Origin of the sequence: Ferrovibrio sp. (assembly GCF_046297595.1) — a bacterium.
Lineage (GTDB): Bacteria > Pseudomonadota > Alphaproteobacteria > Ferrovibrionales > Ferrovibrionaceae > Ferrovibrio.
Map to the genome: position 1 here is coordinate 50,036 of NZ_JBKBHT010000009.1, position 14,785 is coordinate 64,820.

General features: G+C 63.5%; 15 protein-coding genes. All 15 read right to left on the reverse strand.

The features are described 5' to 3' along the window. Positions 1–4: 4 nt before the first annotated feature. The 15 genes from ACK4FJ_RS18605 to ACK4FJ_RS18675 all read right to left on the reverse strand — a co-directional run bounded on the left by ACK4FJ_RS18605 (position 5) and on the right by ACK4FJ_RS18675 (position 14,772). Complete coding sequence (locus ACK4FJ_RS18605; protein ID WP_409768233.1) at positions 5–1,684, reverse strand: hypothetical protein; 1,680 nt, start codon at positions 1,682–1,684, stop codon at positions 5–7. A 2-nt stretch (positions 1,685–1,686) separates the two neighbouring features. Then, positions 1,687–2,244, reverse strand: coding sequence for a hypothetical protein (locus ACK4FJ_RS18610; protein ID WP_409768234.1), 558 nt, complete (start codon positions 2,242–2,244; stop codon positions 1,687–1,689). Position 2,245: 1 nt separating this feature from the next. Further along, positions 2,246–2,707: a hypothetical protein gene (locus ACK4FJ_RS18615; protein WP_409768235.1), complete on the reverse strand. Its 462-nt coding sequence runs from the start codon at positions 2,705–2,707 to the stop codon at positions 2,246–2,248. Next, positions 2,707–5,097 (reverse strand): hypothetical protein, encoded by a 2,391-nt coding sequence (locus tag ACK4FJ_RS18620; protein ID WP_409768236.1) that lies wholly within the window; start codon positions 5,095–5,097, stop codon positions 2,707–2,709. The genes ACK4FJ_RS18615 and ACK4FJ_RS18620 overlap by 1 nt, the downstream gene beginning before the upstream one ends. A 3-nt stretch (positions 5,098–5,100) precedes the next feature. Further along, positions 5,101–5,694 carry a hypothetical protein gene (locus ACK4FJ_RS18625; protein ID WP_409768237.1) on the reverse strand — a complete coding sequence of 198 codons (594 nt, stop codon included), beginning with the start codon at positions 5,692–5,694 and terminating at the stop codon, positions 5,101–5,103. Positions 5,695–5,763: 69 nt separating this feature from the next. After that, positions 5,764–6,699, reverse strand: a complete 936-nt coding sequence (locus ACK4FJ_RS18630; protein WP_409768238.1) for a phage capsid protein — start codon at positions 6,697–6,699, stop codon at positions 5,764–5,766. A 427-nt stretch (positions 6,700–7,126) separates the two neighbouring features. After that, a complete protein-coding gene (locus ACK4FJ_RS18635; protein WP_409768239.1) occupies positions 7,127–7,927 on the reverse strand; it encodes a capsid assembly protein in 801 nt (266 codons plus the stop codon). Next, positions 7,927–8,076: a hypothetical protein gene (locus tag ACK4FJ_RS18640; RefSeq protein ID WP_409768240.1), complete on the reverse strand. Its 150-nt coding sequence runs from the start codon at positions 8,074–8,076 to the stop codon at positions 7,927–7,929. Before ACK4FJ_RS18640 ends, ACK4FJ_RS18635 begins: the two co-directional genes overlap by 1 nt. After that, on the reverse strand, positions 8,069–9,625 hold the full coding sequence (locus ACK4FJ_RS18645; RefSeq protein ID WP_409768241.1) for a portal protein: 1,557 nt from the start codon (positions 9,623–9,625) through the stop codon (positions 8,069–8,071). Before ACK4FJ_RS18645 ends, ACK4FJ_RS18640 begins: the two co-directional genes overlap by 8 nt. Before the next feature lie 507 nt (positions 9,626–10,132). Further along, entirely contained in the window at positions 10,133–10,723 is a 591-nt protein-coding gene (locus ACK4FJ_RS18650) for a hypothetical protein (protein ID WP_409768242.1), read from the reverse strand. Beyond that, a complete protein-coding gene (locus tag ACK4FJ_RS18655) occupies positions 10,720–11,070 on the reverse strand; it encodes a DNA ligase LigA-related protein (RefSeq protein ID WP_409768243.1) in 351 nt (116 codons plus the stop codon). Before ACK4FJ_RS18655 ends, ACK4FJ_RS18650 begins: the two co-directional genes overlap by 4 nt. After that, positions 11,070–11,882 (reverse strand): hypothetical protein, encoded by an 813-nt coding sequence (locus ACK4FJ_RS18660; RefSeq protein ID WP_409768244.1) that lies wholly within the window; start codon positions 11,880–11,882, stop codon positions 11,070–11,072. The genes ACK4FJ_RS18655 and ACK4FJ_RS18660 overlap by 1 nt, the downstream gene beginning before the upstream one ends. 15 nt (positions 11,883–11,897) lie before the next feature. Further along, positions 11,898–12,305 (reverse strand): hypothetical protein, encoded by a 408-nt coding sequence (locus ACK4FJ_RS18665; protein ID WP_409768245.1) that lies wholly within the window; start codon positions 12,303–12,305, stop codon positions 11,898–11,900. 168 nt (positions 12,306–12,473) lie between these two features. Further along, positions 12,474–13,001 carry a GIY-YIG nuclease family protein gene (locus ACK4FJ_RS18670; RefSeq protein ID WP_409768246.1) on the reverse strand — a complete coding sequence of 176 codons (528 nt, stop codon included), beginning with the start codon at positions 12,999–13,001 and terminating at the stop codon, positions 12,474–12,476. Then, positions 12,937–14,772: a DNA polymerase gene (locus ACK4FJ_RS18675; RefSeq protein WP_409768247.1), complete on the reverse strand. Its 1,836-nt coding sequence runs from the start codon at positions 14,770–14,772 to the stop codon at positions 12,937–12,939. Before ACK4FJ_RS18675 ends, ACK4FJ_RS18670 begins: the two co-directional genes overlap by 65 nt. Between the last annotated feature and the right edge of the window lie 13 nt (positions 14,773–14,785).

Genomic DNA, 14,785 nt, shown 5'->3' on the forward strand with positions numbered 1-14,785 from the left:
TCTGTTACTGCTTCAATTCAGGGAAGTCCGTGAGGATGTCGTTCACGGCCTGTTGGTCGCCGGCCTGCTGCGCTCGCTGGAGAGCTTTCCGGGCAGCGTCAGCTCCCGGTCGTGCCGGCTGCTGCTGCTGCTGCGGCGCGGACTTGGCGTTCATCGCGGCGTGCCGGTCGTGCGCCCATTTGGTGTAGAACTGCTCGACCTTGAGGGCCTCTTCGGCAACCTCCATGGGCAGCGCATCGGGGTGCTTTGCGGCCCACGAGTGCATGTGCCGGGTGAACTCCATCGCCGCCTCCTGCGACACACGCGGGTCCACCATGGTCGGGATGCCGGGCATCTCGGGGTCTTTGTTGCCGAGCGCCTGCACGCGCCGGAGCGCGGCGCTGACGGTCGTATCCGACATGATGTTGCGCTTGCGGCCTTCAGCGACGATACGGGCATCGTCGAGGGCCCGCGTCATGGTCGCCACGCTGCGGATTGCGCCCGCGTCGATGGCTTCCTTGATCACCGCGAAGGGGGTCTTCGAGTGATCGGTGAACATGCGCTCAAGGTGACTGTGGAGCTTCGTTGGGTCTTCGCGCTGGTCGGCGGAGATGAACGCCTCCTGCGCGGCAGTCAGCGTCCGGGCGATGTCCGGGTCCACCCTCGACGCCTGCTCCAGCCAGCCCCTATCGAAGCGATGGTAGGGATTGTCACGGAGCTGCATCAGGCCGTCGCGGAGAAACCCTTCGGCCTTCTCCTTCTTCGCCCGCTCCTCCAGCTTGTCGAGGTAGTTGGCCTTGGCGACAAACGAGGAGAAGATGCGCTGCTTGCCAGCTTGGATGGCGGCGAAATTCTTGGAGGTGCTGCCGGGGCCCGGCGTGCCGTCAGGCCGCTTCGTCAGCAACACGTCCATCAGGTCCGCGTCACCGATCTCCTCGGCCTTCGCGATCACGATGTCGGTGATGCTGTCGTTGATCTCCTGACCGGAGACACCGGCCAGCCGCATGCGCTGCCCGATCTGGTTGATCCGGGCGGCGATGGCGGACGTATTGATGTCACGGCCTTCTGACCTGGCGGCGTCCCACTCGGCGGTGAGAGCATCGACCAGCTCGGACTGGCCGGCGGTGATCAGCCCCTTCTTGACGCGCTCGCCAGTGTAGGCCGAGTGCATCCCGGCCATCTGCTGCTGGAGCTGCTGGATTTCCTTGGTGACACCGACCATCACATCCTGATCGGTGATCGGCTCCAGCTCGCGCTGAAGGAACTCGCCCCACCACTTGGAGAAAGCCTGCGGGTCGTCGCTATCCTTGTCCGCCCACTTGGCCCACTCCATGCGGGCTTTCACTTCGAGGCCGGTGCCGATGGCACGGCCCTGCTGTTCCTTGTACGCCTTGACGAACCACGGGCTCTCGTTGGGCCGGATGACGCCCTTCTCGACCGCTTCCTTGTACGCAAGGGCGGACTTCAGGGCAGCCTCGCGGCCACGCTCGACATCCTCGCGGGCCCGGGCCTCCATCACCTCGTTAGAGAAGCGCGTGAGGCGGGGGTTGATTTCCTTCAAGGCAACCGCGAGGCGGTGTGCGGGGTTGTCTTCGGGATGGGTAGGTAGTGCCGGGCGGGAATAGGTATCGACCGGCGATGCGGTCGGGCGCACCCGGACCTTGGGATCAAACTCCGGGCTTGGAGCCCGACCACGTTCAGCCATGGTTACTTCTTACCCTTGCGCCCGAGCCCACCATCGGGGTCGGACCACTTCATGTAATTGGAGTAGCTGTCGATGCCCGCCCCGACGATGCGGAGGCCGGCGTCGAAGAACGAAGGCCCGGCCTTCATGCGCTGCGAGTTGATGCGGTCATCACCCTGCGCCTTCACGCCGCTCATCTGGTTGGCGATCTGCTGGCTCTTCCACTCGGTCTGCTGGTTGATGCGATCCTTCGCGGTCAACTCGCGGTCATAGTAGTCAGCGATGAGCTGATCCACGGAGAGGCCGGAAACACCTGCTTCACCAGCCGCGACGCGGGCGGTAGCGCGGGCCTTGATGGCATCGAGGGAGATGTCCTGCTTCTCCTGCGCCGCCGCCTGGCGCTCCTGCTCGCGCTGGAGCTGAAGGTCAGCATACTGGTCGCGAGTAGCCTGCGCGGCGCGTTGGGCGTTCTGGTTGACCCAATCGTTGTTCGCCTTGGCTTCGGCCTTACCGGCCTGATGCTGCGAGACGGCCCCGGCAGCACCGACGACGAACGACGCCGCCGCCAGAGCGGTTGCCATTTCACACATGCTTGATCCTTACGAACTCGTAGAACGGTCGGCGCTCTACGCCAAACTGCTCGTGCTTTTTGATGAACGTGAAGCCACACCAGCGAAGCCACCTGTGGTGAACCTCGTTGCGGGCATCGGTGAAATTCCATAGGACGGGGAAGCCATCGTGTAGGCGATCAACCCACATGCGGCTTTCCCTTGCGAACTGGATGCGGTTCTTCTGCAAGCCGGGCGTGCCGAGCATCCACACGAAGCCAACAGAATGGATCCCCGTGGGGCCGGAGCCGAACATGCAGAACGGGCCCTCGTCGTCCTCCGCAACGAAGACCTGAGTGGAACCGAGGTAGCTGTTGAGGAGTGCCTTCAAGGGACCGTTGCCGGTGCCAGCGAGGCACTCCTCTGCATCAGCTTTGCGGAGATTGGGGGCCAGCCGCCACACGTCGCAGAAGCGAGCGGGACGGACTGAAGCCATTAGACCCTCTTGCTGCGGATGGTGTACTGCCCTTCCCACTCAGCCGACAGGAAGCGGCTAGGCAGGAAGCTGTCGTTGATCAGCTTGACCACGACCTGATTGGACCGTGAGTAGATCGGCCAGCGGAACTCATCCGAGATGATGATGGGTTCACCGAGGATGGTTTCCGAAGCGCCGGCCACTCGCGGAGAGAAGACGTAGGTGCGCGTTGCGCGTCCAACCGGCGTGACCTCCGCCCGGAAATAACCGGACTTGTCGAAGGTCACTGTGAAGTAGAGGAGCTGCAAGCGCCCACCAGACACGCTGGAGGTGCCGCCGCCGGGCGAAGCCTCGCGATAGAAGACCTGCGAGAAGGTGTACTCCATCGCATACTTCAGGCCGACGAAGAACGGCGTGCCGCGCACGTCGCCTCGAACGGTCAGCTCACCGACGCCCTGCGTCACCACCTCGATCTCCACGCCGGGGATCGCATCGGGATGGAACGCATCCCGCCGGGTGACCACCTGAAGCGTGCCGGCCTCGTCATAGGGCACCGTGAACGTGGAGGTGTCGGACTCCTCATCGTAGGTGATGGTGCCGCACTCCTCGTCCGTGATGCGCCGGTCGAGGGCAATCTGCCAGGTAGACATCGGATCGGTCGCGCCGGCTTCGAGGGACATCTTTTCGAGGTAGATGCCGCCCGGGCGCTTCACGATCAGGAACAGCTCGGACTGCACGAAGTCCGCGTTCAGCAGCGTCGCGTCCTCACCGAAGGTCCAGCGGGACCACGAGGACTGGAGCTTCTGCACGGCCCCGCCCGTGTCACCCTGCGCCCACAGGTATTTGTAGACGTAGAGCCCGCCGGGGTCGTCCTCGCTCAGGACAATGACGACATCCTCGTTGGTACTGGCCGCGATCTTGAAGGCGTTGCCGGGGATGTACTTGGGCACATGCGCGGTGATGTCGGAGGCATCGTTGCTGTCGTTGTCCGGGTCCACGAAGTATTCACGGACGGAACTGAACTGGCCGCGCTCCACCACGAAGAAGACGCTCGTGCCTGCGCCCACCGGCTTCACCCGGGGGCTGGCCTCGAACTCGGTCGTGGCGTTGATCGCCGCTGTCTTCGGCGTCAGCAGGTCACCAGCCTTCAGGCGGAACTGCGTCTGATCCGAGAAGAGCAGAAGGCTCTCATTGTAGGGCACCGCGTGGCGAAGGATGGACACCTTCACATGCGACACCGCAACGTCCACCGGATCGCTGTCGAGAACCGCGGTGACGGTCGTGGGCCAGTAGTTGAAGTATTCGCCCGCACGGGAGAACACCACACTCTCATCAGCCAGCAGGCCGAGGCGGTTGCGATAGAAGAAGATGTCCGCAATCGCAGCGCCGACGAAGCTAGGCTCTGGCGCCTGCTCCTCGTCACCGACCTCTCGGCCATCCCACTCGGCCACCTTGAAGGTGAACGTACCGTCCGCCTCGCGCACCAGAATGTGGGGCATGGTGGACTCATCGAGCTTGAACTTGATGCCCGGCTTCACAGTCTCGCGCCAAACGCCCGAGCTGTCGTTCGCGTCCTTCTTCTCGAACTTGACGTAGTAGTTGTCGAAGCTGGAGGTCTGATCGCCGGCCACCTCGACCACGAAACCTTCGGGGCCGAAGGCGGGAAGATCAGAGAAGCGCTGCACGACGCCCTTGGCGACGAACATGGCGTTGCCGTTGTAGCCATCCTCGCCGGAGATCGAGAAGTCCTGATCGCCTTGGATGTGGATGGCGTTGCCGTAGCGCGTAGCAGTGAAGCCACTCGGTAGGGTGCTGCCGAGCGACGTGGTGAGATCGGTCGCGATCTTCACCGTGTCGATGTCGAGCGGGTCCGTGTTGGAGGTCTGCTTCGACACCGTGTAGGTGCTGGAGCCGACCTTCACGGTCAGCTTATAGGTCTTCCCGTAGTTGCCCGCCTTGACGTTCACGAGGGCCTCTGCGGGCCGCGTCGGCGTCAAGTCGGTGTCGTCCATCGCGGTCTGGATGGTGGTGTTAGCGACGAACGTGTGGTCCGCCACCGTGACGCACCGGAAGCTCTCCTTCGGGTTCGCGGCGGTCAGATAGTCCTTACCGTCCGGGAACGCGACGGTCTTCTCCACGCCCTCCAGATCGAACACCCGGAGGTCGCCGTCCGTGATCAGGACGATGTACCGCTCGTTGCGGTCGCGGTTGATGACGTGCTGGAAGGCGTTCGTCGGCGCGGGGTCTGCGATCAGCAGCGCGATGTGCTTCGTGGGCGGGCGCTTCCGAAGCCCCTCGACGACCGAGGAGTAGCCGTTGACCTGTTCTTCACACTGCGTGACCAGGCGGAGAGCGGCGGGCTGCTGCGACACCCCGTTGACGAGGTTGGGGATCGAGGAGCTGACGAGCAAGGGTTACCCCATGATCACCCGCGCCACGTCGATGTTGCCGGTCAGGATGTTGTAGTCGGCGTTGTCGCCTTCGGCCTCCACGAGCAGCGCATGCGCGGTCTTCTCATCGTCTTCGTTGAAGGCGTGCAGCGCGTCGGAGCCGAGAACGCGATCTTGGAAGATGCGGGCGGCGCGGATGGTGATGTAGTTGCGGGCAGCCTCGGGCAGCTCCTCAAAGGGGAGCGCGACGATCAGCGTCAGGCGGAGGCTGCGGGTGAACTTGTAGGTGTGGTTCTTCCGGTCGTAGAGGCGGATGCCACGATGGGCAACATCCTCGCCCACGTCGTCCGCATCGGTATCGACGCGGAGGGTGTTGGCCGGAAGTTTGATCTCACCGGACGCATCCGGGGAGAGCGGGTAATTCTCTTCGGTGTTGAAGTGCCACCCCCGCGCCTGCGTCGAGCGAGACACCTGATGGAGGATGCTCTGCGCGGTCGCAGCGTCAGCAGTGGTCAATTCATCGACCGAGCTGATGGGGCTTTCACCGATCACCGAGAGAAGGACGTTGACAGCCTGAAGCTCAGTCGTGGGGGTAAGGAAATCAGTGCCGATGGTCATAGGGCCCCATACGAAAAAAAAAAGGGGGCAGCCCCAATTGAATGAGACTGCCCCCTATTTGGTGAGCGATTACGAAGCCGGCTCTGCCAGCTCGACAGCGCACTCAGGCCGCAGGATGCCGTGGCCCATCGCGTACTTCGCGACCATCAGGGTGCCCTGACGGCGGATGTCGTAGGCGCTCTCGACCGCCAGATCGAGCAGCTTCACGGTGCCCACAGCTTCCTTCTGCATGACCAGCGCGACCGTCTTGGTGAAGTCGCCCCGGTAAGCAGTCGGGCCGCTGTCGATGTCGGTGGACGGGATGTGGTTCGACTTGACGATAGCCGCACCAGCAACCTTCAGCACCTTACCGTCGGCGTACACGCCAGCGCCGCCCCAATCGCGGTTGATCACCTTGGTCGTCTGGACCAGCAGGTAATACTGCGCCGGGCGCACGAAGGCGTAGCGCTCGTTCTCCGGCACGTCCTTCTCGTCGAAGCGCTGCATCGCGAGGAAGATGCCCGAAGCGAGCTGGTCGCCATCGGTAGCGTAGTTGGCATGCGTCAGGACCGAGCCACCGTAAGTGACGCCGGTGATGGTGGCGGAAGCGCGAGCCGCCAGCACGCCGACCTGAGCCACGTTCTTGTCGAACGCGACAGCCAGCGCATGGCCGCACTTGCCGGTGTAGTGCGAGCGAACCTCGTAGTGGTTCTTCGCCTCGTCGATGTTGGCGATGAACGCATCCGAGATCAGCAGGTCGTCGATGGTGATGACCTTCTCGGCATGCTTGATCACCTTGCCCGTGATCTCAGTGCCCGGGGTGTGGTAGCCGGCGGTGTTGGTGCCGAGGACCGGGAACTGCGCGGACTTGCCGCTGGTGATGTTGCGGATCAGGTGCTTGTCCATGAAGACGTTCGTTTCGTCGAACGTGGCCAGCGTCTCGCCGGCAAACTGCTTCAGGAACAGCGCATCGGTATCGCCCGCACCGAGGGACTGACCGAGGCGCGACACAGTGGCGTTAGCCATGTGAAGTTACTCCAGTGTGAGTTGTCGTTGGGATGGGGGTTGGCCCACGCCTCGAACTGCTCACGCTTCACGCAAGATTGTCCGCCGCAGCGGGTCAGGGTTGCGCGTAGGTGTTCTCGGGGGAACCGGACGGCTGCCTAGCAAAGGCATGGCGTCAGCCACGACGACTGGAGAGCGAGGGGGCTTTTGTTCAGGACAGAGCCCCCGGAACTGCCGGGTAGAAATACGCCCCAAGCACAGGGCGACGTGGACGGTGCTTGCTCTCGTTCGTCCACGATTACACGATTGGTGCGCTGTGCGGCTCGTGTTGGGCCGCAAGAGGTCACGCCGGGGGAAGCTCTAGTCCCCGTTGAGCCCCGTCATGGTGACGCGGCGTGCCATCGAAAGACCCCCGGGTATGCGCTGTGAGGAAGCGCCGGGGGTACGGTTAGAAGACGCTCGACCGAGCGAGCTTCTTATCGACCTTGGCGCGGAACGCCGGGTCTTTCTTGTAGAGCGGGTTCTGCATGTCCCGCACCAGCTCCTGCACGGAGGCATACACATCGTCGCCAGCGCCGGCTGCACCGGCACCACCAACAAGGTCGGGCTCAATACCGTTGGCGGCACTGTACCTGGCGAAGAGGCCCTGCATGGCCAGCTTCATCTGGCCGGTATCGCCGCTATCCATCGCGGCGTTGTAGGCGGAGATGTCCGCCTGCGAGAGGTTCTTCTTGGCCCAATCGACCATATCGGTGAACTTGCTCTCTGCATCGGCACCTTGGCCGATCACCGACAGAACCTCGGAGCGCTGCTGATCAGCGAGGGCACGCTGACCGGCGATGTAGGTGTCCACCATGTCCTTCGGATAGCCGGCCTTCTCCAGCTTCTCGTAGGACTGTGGCGAGAGCTGCCCGTTGCGGATCAGCTCGTTCTGGAAATCATCGAAACTCAGATCGGCAGCCTGAAGCTGCTCGCGCACTTCCTGCGCGGACGGCTGCTCCTGCGGCTGCTGCTGCGGAGCCTGCTGCTCCTGCGACTGGCCGGCGCTCTGCTTGCGCTCCAGCGCGGCATAGGCTTCCGCGAGGGCCTGCACCGGATCAGCGGCGTTGCGGAACTTCTCCGGGATGAACTCCGGGATGGACTGCTGCTGCTGCTGCTCGGGGGCCTGCTGCTGTTGGGGCGTAGCCGCCGCCGGGGCTTCGGGGCCACCCGGCGACGACTGCACCACGACGCGAGATACGTCGCTCATTAGTTGTCCACGACCACCGTGCCGTCAGGCAGGGTCACCTTCTTCGGGCCCTTCTCGGCCACCGGCTTCAAGGCCGGCGCAACGACGGTCGGAGCGACCTTCTCGGTAACGGCGGCTTTCGCTTCAGCCGCCTTCTCGACTTTACTCATCAGCGGTTCCTTGCTGTTTCATGTTCTCGACAGCAGCCTGACCAAACGCATTAACGGCGTTCGGCGCAACACGCTCCATGAGAGCCATCTGCTGCTGCTGCTGCGCGGCCTGCGCCACCTCTTCCTGCGACCGGATAAGCCCTTCGGTGTCGATACCGAGGGCCGCAGCGCGGCGCGTGAGGTAGTCGCTGATGTCAACGTACTGCGCGACCACTTCGGGCCCGAGCGTGTCCCTCGCGCCTGCGAGGAAGGTGTCGAGCTTGTTGAGGTCATGGCCACGGCCAAGAGCCTCGACGCCGGTAACGATGGTCGGACGGACAGTACCCTTCGGGAGCGAGGGGAGCCGATTGGTGCGCTGCATGCGCCACATCAGCAGCTCCACGAGGGGAAGCTGAAGGTCTTGCGAGAGGAGCGAGTAAATCCCGCCAAGGGCATCCTCAAGCTCGCCCGCCATGTAGCGGACTTCTTCAGCCGTGACGCGCTCGCCGTTGCGCTGGATAGCGCTATTCAGGAGGAAGGCGAACGACAGGCGGTTGGTGATGTCGGTGATGGTGTCGCGGGCAACCCGGAAGTCAGCGAACTTGTCCACCTGAAGGACGGACACATCGTTGCTATCGCCTTCGCGGATCGCACCGTTCGGGGCCTCTGCCAGAGTTTTGGCCCGCGTGGTCCCGTTCGGCTTCACGAGGAAGAGAACCTTCGCAGCCGCAGCCGCGCCTTCGACGACCGACTTCATCAGCCCCTCAAGGCTGATCAGGTCGCCAATGTATTCCTCGACGTATGCGCGTCCGTAGTCTTCGCCATCCACCGCGATCATGCGGAGGGGGCGCCACGGGCATTTGTCGAGGGGATAGGTTCCGCCCGTGCCAGGTACACGATGACCAGCGACTTCCTGATAAACGGACCACCGGCCCTCTTCCCGCACGACATGCGTATAGAGGGAGACGGAGGCGTCGGTGTTCTGCTCCTTGCCAGCTTCCTTCTTTACGAGCGCACGCGCACGTTCAGGCAGAGAGCCGGGCGCAACGTCTTCCTTGACGACGATCTCCAGCACATTGCCGGCGACATCGCGCTTGACCACAAAGCGGTCCAAGCGGAAGACCCTTGCGGGGCCCTTGGTGGGGACGTAGAGCAGGACGTTACCAGCGACGATCAGTTGCTTCGCGGCCTCGAAGATGGGCACGCGCAACGCCATCGCTTCGACTTCGTTCATCACGGCTCGCTCGATCTTGGAGAGAGCCTTTTCGACCTCGGCACGCATGCCTTTCTGGTCGGACATGCGGTCAAGGGTGAAGTCGTCGATAGTCAGACGAAAGAACGGGGAGTTTGGGGGGAGGAGCGCCAGTAGCAGTTTCGAGGCGAGATTGTTCACGCCTCGCGCACCGATCCCCTGATACGGCTTGTACAGCTTGGAGCTGCCCGTATGTCCATCTGGCGGGACGAGAGAGGGGATCGTGAGCTTCGCACATTCCCGGGCCCGCTCAAGGAACGGGCTCCGGGTGGTCTGAAGCTCTGAATAGCGACCGGCGGCGGTGCCAGTCGGGATCATGAATTAGAGGGGGATGTTCAGGCCGGAACGACCGGGGGTGCCGCCAAGGTCGATCCGCAGGCTGCGGCGACCGCTGGTGCTGTTGCGGCGGTTCAGCTCGTCGCTTTGGTCAGCGGCGGAGCGTTCGTTCAGGGCTGGACTGTCAGGGGCCTGCGCCGGGGGCGGCGGAGGCGGAGGTGCCGGCGGGGTTTCCTGCACCACCGGGGCGGGGACTTTTGGCTTGCTGCACATGGTGACCTCAGTTGGAGAGAGTGTCTTCCTCCTGCTCCTGTAGCTTGCGGAGCAGGAACCTCACCACGCGCCGTTCCCCCGCCCGCATCCATACCTCACGGTCGGACCATTCGGGATCAGGGCTACGCTCGGGGAAACGCTCGTCGAGCGCCTGCACCAGCTCCTTCGGGACAGGGGGGAAGGGTTTATTATCTTCAGAAAACATTCGGGGGGCTTAGGTCTTAGAGGCAACCTAATTGGAGGGGCGGTTTCCCACCCCTCCACTGTGTTGCCAGGTCAGGCGTTCAGTGCGCCCCGGACGGCTCCCCGGAGGTCTTCGAGGGTGCCGTTGTTCAGGATCACGCGGTTGAAGTCCGCCCCGTCCAGCAGGCCGTTGCTGACATGGGCGGGGCCGTCATAGGGCGCATCACGCTCGATCCGCCACATTGTTGCCCCAATCCCCGCCAGCCGGGCGTACTCATTGGGGAACCGCATGTCGTCGATCACGACGCGCTCACCGAGGCCGGTCAGGCCGGCGATCCGGGAGAGCGCCAGGTTGAGCCACAGGTCTTGGTTGACCACGTTCCGGCCCCACTCGGTGCCGAGGGTCTGCATCAGGTAGCGGACGGAGTAGCCGACCTCGGGGATCACCTCTTCCTTCCGGTTGGTGGCATAGTCCCACGCCTTCGGCTCCGGGATGCCGCAGCCCATCAGGAAGCCGACCGTCATGCGGCGCAGGGGCTCCGCGAAGCTGACCGCCCGGTAGCCGTATCGGCCAATCAGGATTTTCGCCGTCTCCCCCTTCCCTCGCTGCGGGATGGAGCTGTAGAGGGCGATCACAGAGGGCAGATGCGCGTAGTCGTCGGGGAACAGCTCAAGCTGCTTCATTCGTTTCCGTGCTTCAGTTGCTTGATCAGGGAATGGGCCGCGTCCCGGGCGATGAGCGGGTACTGCTCTTCGCGCAGGCCAAAGCCGGAGCCAGCGTTCAGGCTGGCTCGGTCGATGCGGTCCTTGTGGTGGTGGGTGATCTCATCCCATCGGTCCCGGAGAAGGACGCAGAGGCGGTCGTAAGCCGCGTCCGAGAGGATCGAGACATCCTTGATGTAGTAGCCGTAGCTCGCCATGAGATACCACGGCACCGCGAGGTTGATGCTCTTCGCGAGGGCGTCTTCCAGCGCGGCGTCGTGGTTATCGACTTGGGGAACATACGGCGCGACCCGGCGCCGCCTTGCCATCAGGGCTTCGGTGGCGTCCAGAGGATCGGGCGCTTGGCCTTGTAGTCGAAGTCACTGTGGCGGAGGATGCGGGCCACACGCGCCTGCACGAGCGCTTCATGCTCGGTCAGGCCACGCTTCTCATAGGCCGCGACAATCGCTTCCCACAGCGCCCGGAGCTGATGCTCGCGGTTCGCGTACAGCGACATGCCGCCCACGTCCAGCAGCTCGGCAGCCTTCTTCGGGCCAACGCCGGGGCAGCCGGAGTAGCCGTCCGTCTGGTCGCCGGTCAGGGTCTGGAACAGGTGCCAGTAGTCGGCCTGCGCCTCGCTCACCCGGACGATGCCCTCGTCATTGCCGGTGTTCACCAGCAGGCCGGGGATGGTCTTCATGTCCTTGTCGATGGACACGATGATCTTCTCCCCGGGGTAGAGCTTCGGGTTGGTCGCGAGGATGCCGAGAACGTCGTCGCCTTCGAGGCCCGGCTTGATCCGAGCGCCGTATTGGGTGACGAGGTACTCCCGCACCTGCCGCAGGATCACCGGCTTGCGGCTGTTCTTGCGGTTCGACTTGTAGGACGGCAGCAGCTCCTTGCGGAAGTTGGCGTCGTCCGTCAGCGCAATCGCGATCTGGTCGGCCTCCAGCTCGTCGGTCCAGTGAGCGATCCAGCGATCCACCTCATACCTGGCGCGATCGAGGTCGGCGCTCACCGTCCAGACATCGTTCTCGCCCGCGTCGTCTTCGTCGGCGTTCCAGTTGATCGCCTTTTCGACCGACGCCGCCTTCTGGTAGGCGAGAACGTCGCCGTCGATAAGCAGCGTCCGCTTGGTCACTGAAGCCTCGTTTGGTCACGGTTGAACATCGACGCCTCCTTCAGGACGCATCACCGACACGCCGTAACGGACCTTCACCGCCGGGTCGGTCGGCCCCTCGGGGGCCTTATGCTCGACGGTGCCATCCTCGTAGGTGACGATCAGGTGGGGGTCTTCGTTGGTGGTCTTCGGGCTGCCAAAGACCGCGGCGTTCAGGCGCTCGATCTCTTCGACCGCTTCGTTGTGCTTGCGGGCACAGAAGTTGATGTCAGAGAAGGCCGTCTCGATGCGGCGGCGGTCAGTCTTCGCCTCCTTCTGGAGCGCGTCGATTGCAGCCCACACGCCAGCGAAGCCGCCGGCACAGTCGTCGCGCAGCTTCCACAGCTTCCACGCGCCGAAGCCGGCCAGCGCCCACTGACACAGCTCATAGATCACCTCAAACATTGCGGACCTCGACGAAGTTGTCGCAGGGCTCGAAGGTGTCGGTGACCCAATTCAGGCAGTAGCGAACCGTCTCCGGTTGGGATGGGGGCGTGAAGAACACGCACCCCACCCACACGCTCGCATAGAAGGCGAGCCATGCGACCCCTACGGTCGCGGATACGAAACGCTTCACGAGCGGTTACCCCAATCGAAGGCTTTCAGCATGAAGGTCGCCCGCTCGGCATCGAGCTTGAACCACTCGCCGCCCACCCGATAGGTGTCGAGGAAGCGGTGAATGTCGTACTCCGCGACCAAGCGGTCATTGAAGAAGCGCCAGCCCTGAAGCTCGTAAGACCGGAACGGGTCCGAGGTCTGGAACGAGCGAAGGCGGTCGCCCACGTCGATGGCGCTGCCGATCTTGACGTAGCCGGGCCACGCCGGATTGCTCACCACATAGACGTAGCCTTCCTTGATGTCGGGCCGCTCGTCACGGAAGTGGGCCAGCGCCTCCCCTACCGGCGTGCGGTAGAGGTGACGATGGAACCGGCGGAGGGTGTTGCACTTCGGGCAAACGTAGTCGTGCTTGCGGACACGCGATGCGGACCAGTTGATCCCCGGGATCAGCCGCACGCCGCAATTCAGGCAGCGATGCTCAGTGGGTGTCAGCCCAACATGCACCGATGTCGAAGTTGCCAGCGAGAGGGCAGCGGAAGCCATAGTATTCTCCTGCGAGTGTGATGGACTTCGCGGCCACCTCACCGACAACCGTTGCAATCTCGGGACGCACCTCGATCTGCCACTCGTCATGGACGTTGGCGACGAACTCGTAGTCCACGCCGGGTACGAAGCCATGCGCGGACTGGAGGGTTTGATCGAGGATGACAAGCGCACGCTTCATCAGCACTGCGCCTGCGGATTGCAGCAGGGTGTTAAGGGCCGCATTGGGGGAACGGGCATGCAGGTGACGGCCATCGAGGCCGACCAGATACCCACGCTTCTGGAGCTTCTTCTGCACGAGGTCGGTCAGGCGACCGAGCGCAGGAAGCGCCTTGAGGAACCGGGCGCGTGAAGCCTTGCCGAGCTTCGCCGCTTCGCGGTCATTCTTTGCACCGAGGATGTAGCCGAGCTTCTTGTCGCCCGCGCCGTAGATGAAGGCGTAGAACCACACCTTCGCGGTGTCGCGATCACAGCCGAGCGCCTTGGCGTTCAGCGTGTGCATGTCCGTGCCTTCGGCCTTCTTGCCCTTCAGCACGGTGTCGATGTACGCGCCGCCGTCGTAGCGGGCCATGTACGCAGCGAGGCAACGCAGCTCCAGCGCGTCGGCGTCACAGCCCACCAGCCGCAGGCCAGTGGATGCCATGAACAGCTCCCTGCACCGCTTCCCATACGGGGCATCGTTGGAGGGAACCTGCGCCATGTTCGGGCGGCGGTGCGTCATGCGCCCGGTGTGGGCACCGTTCGTCACCACCTCGCCATGCAGGCGACCGTTACGCTCGCGCTTCAGCCACGCTTCATCGCCCTCGGCCAACTGCCCGATGCGCTTCTGCACCATCAGGTATTCGGTGAGCAGCTTCGCCTCGGGATAAGGCAGAGCCTCCAGCACCGTTTCATCGACCTTGGGCTTGCCGTCTGCGGTGAACTCCTTCGGCTTCCAGCCACGGAGCTTTTGCAGGCGGTTGGCGATGTGATCACGAGAGCCGGGGTTGAAGGACCGCAGCTCGATCTTCGTGAACGCACAGCCGGCGACGTAGCCCTGCTTCTTGTTGTCGCGCTTCGGGACGAACTGCTTGCCCGGGGCGAACCACGGACGGAACGCCCGCTGAAGGTCAGTCTCCAGCTCCGAGCGCCGGCCACACAGGTCGCTGTAGAGCGAGGCCGCTTTCGCCAGGTCGAAGGCGAAGCCACGCTGCTCCTGCCGGAAGATGATCGCGGCCACCTCGTGTTCGAGGTTGACGCTCTCTTCCGAGGGCTGCTTGCGCTGGATCAGTTGCCAGAGCTTGGTGGTTACCTCCACGTCCTGTTCGCAGTAGGACTGCATCTCAGGAGTCCAGTGATCCCAAGGGCCCTTGAAGTCGCCCTTGTATTCACCGAGGCGGTAGCCCCACGCTTCGAGGGAGTGACGACCGATCAGCTTGCCCGGCAGCTTGCCGCGCTCGCGGAGGCGATAGTCCTTCTCCTTGGTGTCCGGCCAGATCAGGCGCGATAGCACGATGGTGTCGCGCACCACGCCCTTGGGCTGGAAGCCCGGGTAGACCTTCTGGAGCGCCGGGATGTCGAACTTGATGATGTTGTGGCCGACGATCAGCTCGGCGTCTTGAAGCAGATCGAGGCCGTGTTCGATGTGGTAGTAGGTATCGTCGTCGTACCCGGCAGGGCCGGCGCACGAGAACACGTCACCCGTGTCGATGTCTCGCAGGACGAGGCAGTGGACCCGATCCAGCTCGTCAAGCAGACCGTTAGTCTCGATGTCGAAGATGTATCGGGACATACCTTTCCTTTAG

Coding starts and splice junctions, on each gene's coding strand:
- ACK4FJ_RS18605 (WP_409768233.1), bottom strand. CDS start 1,684: ATGGCTGAACGTGGTCGGGCTCCAAGCCCGGAGTTTGATCCCAAGGTC.
- ACK4FJ_RS18610 (WP_409768234.1), bottom strand. CDS start 2,244: ATGGCAACCGCTCTGGCGGCGGCGTCGTTCGTCGTCGGTGCTGCCGGG.
- ACK4FJ_RS18655 (WP_409768243.1), bottom strand. CDS start 11,070: ATGGCAAGGCGGCGCCGGGTCGCGCCGTATGTTCCCCAAGTCGATAAC.
- ACK4FJ_RS18615 (WP_409768235.1), bottom strand. CDS start 2,707: ATGGCTTCAGTCCGTCCCGCTCGCTTCTGCGACGTGTGGCGGCTGGCC.
- ACK4FJ_RS18670 (WP_409768246.1), bottom strand. CDS start 13,001: ATGGCTTCCGCTGCCCTCTCGCTGGCAACTTCGACATCGGTGCATGTT.
- ACK4FJ_RS18630 (WP_409768238.1), bottom strand. CDS start 6,699: ATGGCTAACGCCACTGTGTCGCGCCTCGGTCAGTCCCTCGGTGCGGGC.
- ACK4FJ_RS18665 (WP_409768245.1), bottom strand. CDS start 12,305: ATGTTTGAGGTGATCTATGAGCTGTGTCAGTGGGCGCTGGCCGGCTTC.
- ACK4FJ_RS18645 (WP_409768241.1), bottom strand. CDS start 9,625: ATGATCCCGACTGGCACCGCCGCCGGTCGCTATTCAGAGCTTCAGACC.
- ACK4FJ_RS18635 (WP_409768239.1), bottom strand. CDS start 7,927: ATGAGCGACGTATCTCGCGTCGTGGTGCAGTCGTCGCCGGGTGGCCCC.
- ACK4FJ_RS18625 (WP_409768237.1), bottom strand. CDS start 5,694: ATGACCATCGGCACTGATTTCCTTACCCCCACGACTGAGCTTCAGGCT.
- ACK4FJ_RS18675 (WP_409768247.1), bottom strand. CDS start 14,772: ATGTCCCGATACATCTTCGACATCGAGACTAACGGTCTGCTTGACGAG.
- ACK4FJ_RS18650 (WP_409768242.1), bottom strand. CDS start 10,723: ATGAAGCAGCTTGAGCTGTTCCCCGACGACTACGCGCATCTGCCCTCT.
- ACK4FJ_RS18640 (WP_409768240.1), bottom strand. CDS start 8,076: ATGAGTAAAGTCGAGAAGGCGGCTGAAGCGAAAGCCGCCGTTACCGAG.